This is a genomic window from Flavobacterium sp. ZT3R18, assembly GCF_007097385.1.
GTDB lineage: Bacteria > Bacteroidota > Bacteroidia > Flavobacteriales > Flavobacteriaceae > Flavobacterium.
Genome location: NZ_VJZS01000053.1, coordinates 1 through 2,428, shown reverse-complemented (window position 1 = coordinate 2,428; position 2,428 = coordinate 1). Strand labels below are relative to the sequence as shown.

The window sequence follows — 2,428 nt, the reverse complement described above, 5'->3', positions numbered from 1 at the left end:
GTTTACACACTGTTAATTACACAAAAAAGTCCTCTAAATCGAGGACTTTTTTGTGTAATTGTCTTTTAATAAAATCTTCCTCCCCTCTACTCTTAAGTCGAAAGAAATATTTATTCAGAAAAAAATAGTAATCAAAAATGAAATAAATTTCATTAAAATTTAACAAAAAACGTTCTTTAACGAGTTTTTATGTTATTAATGGAATTTTAGCACCATAATTAAATATTATTACTTAACTTTATTACACTCAATACGTTACAAATATAAAAAGCAAAAAATTTCGATACCATAATATTTAAAAGACCCTAATCTAGTATTAACTTAACGCTAAAAAATATGGGAATAAAAACTACCTTTTTTTTCTTATAAGCATTCTTCTTCTATAGAATTGCTTCTATAATATTTCATCTATTCGTTGCTCAAAATCCCCCCTAAGATTTAGATTCATTGCTACTTGTTTGAGTAATTACAAAACTATTTATTTGATTTTTATAAAGCTTCATCGTTTTATAAAATTAGTCATTCAACAATTCACGCATATTATTATATGTGAATTCCACTATATATACTCATAAATACTTTCTAACGATTTAAAACAAATCAATATGAAAACAATTTTTACTCATTCGACAAAAATGTTTACCCTTATTTTATTATGTTTATTTGCTTCTATTACAAATGGTTATTCTCAAGATATTTATGATGGAGATTACTGTCCAGCTCCTGGTGCAAGTGGCGATGAATATTCAACTGGAACTGTTTTTAGTAAGCAATTATCAGCTAGTCCATCTTCGACATGCCAAATTGGAACGATCCACGCCAAAGTAGATACTCAAAATCAAGTATTAAGATTAGGAATGAATATTGGTAATGGTGGTTCTGCTCTTTTTCGACTGTATTTAGACACCGATAACAACCCTCTAACTGGGCTAACATCGGATACATTTGGAGGTAGCTTATCTGTAGCTGGTGCTGAATATATTTTAGAAATTAATGCTAACGGCAATGGTTTTACTTTATATACTGGAAGTGGAAGTACTAAAACTATAGTTCCTATTAGTAATGGACTTGCTGCTAAAAATGGAAGTGCTATCGGTTGTAATGCTGGAGGTGGTCAATTTTTAGAATTTAATATTCCTTTTGGAAGCATTGGTATAAATATATGTGATGTAAATAATCCTGGTTTAATCAATATTACTAAATTTGCATCCGTTAGTGGCAACTCAGCTTCTTCAAGTAGATGTGTTAACACCTCTCTTACATTTGGAATTCCTTTAAAAGGTGCCGTTGAATCTAGCTCGACTGTTTGTTCAGGAACAAGTAGTATTTTAACAGTAACCGGTATTACTGGTAGTTCTACTATTACTAAATGGCAATCAGCTGTTAGTCCATTTTCAACATGGATAGATATACCTAATACTGCTGGTATAACAATTTATACTACAGCTATTTTAACTCAAACTACAAAATTTAGAGCAATATTTTCAAATTCAGGCTTATGCGCTGGAAATGAAATTACTACTAGTGAAGCAACAATTATAGTAAATCCATTACCAACCGCAAGTATTAGCGGAACGATCGCTATATGTAAAGGCGCAACAGCACCAAATGTAACCTTTACTGGAGCAGCTGGAACGACTCCTTATACCTTTACTTACAACATTAATGGAGGAACAAATACTACTGTAGTCACCACAAGTGGTAGTTCAATAACGGTTGCAGCTCCAACTGGAACAGCCGGCACATTCAATTATAACTTAGTAAGTGTTAAAGACGCCAGTTCTACAACTTGTTCCCAAGCACAAACTGGAACAGCAACAATTATAATAACAGCAACCAATACGGCTGGAGCTGCATCATCAACTCCAACCTTATGTGTCAATACCGCTTTGACTGCCATTACCTATACAACTACAGGAGCAACAGGCATTGGAACTGTAACAGGTTTACCTACTGGAGTTACTGCTGCTTGGGCATCCAATGTCATTACTATCAGCGGTACTCCAACAGTATCAGGTACATTTAACTACAGTGTCCAATTAATAGGCGGTTGTGGAAGCGTAAATGCTACAGGAACAATCACGGTAACACCAGCCAATACCACTGGAGCTGCATCATCAACTCCAACCTTGTGTATTAGTACCGCTTTGACTACCATTACACATGCAACTACAGGAGCAACAGGCATTGGAACAGTAACAGGTTTACCTACTGGAGTTACGGCTGCTTGGACATCCAATGTGATTACTATCAGCGGTACTCCAACAATATCAGGTACATTTAACTATAGCATCCTATTAACAGGCGGTTGCGAAACTGTTGCTGCCACAGGAACAATCACGGTAAATCCATTACCACAAGCTTCTGCGGGGGGCGGTAGTCAAACCATCTGTTCCAACGCAACGGCTACGGTAAGCGGAGCCACTGC

General features: G+C 35.3%; 1 pseudogene. It reads left to right on the top strand.

What is annotated here, in order from left to right:
• Nucleotides 1-605: 605 nt before the first annotated feature.
• Nucleotides 606-2,428 (top strand): annotated as a pseudogene (locus FNW52_RS20485) (hypothetical protein); the annotation flags it as partial.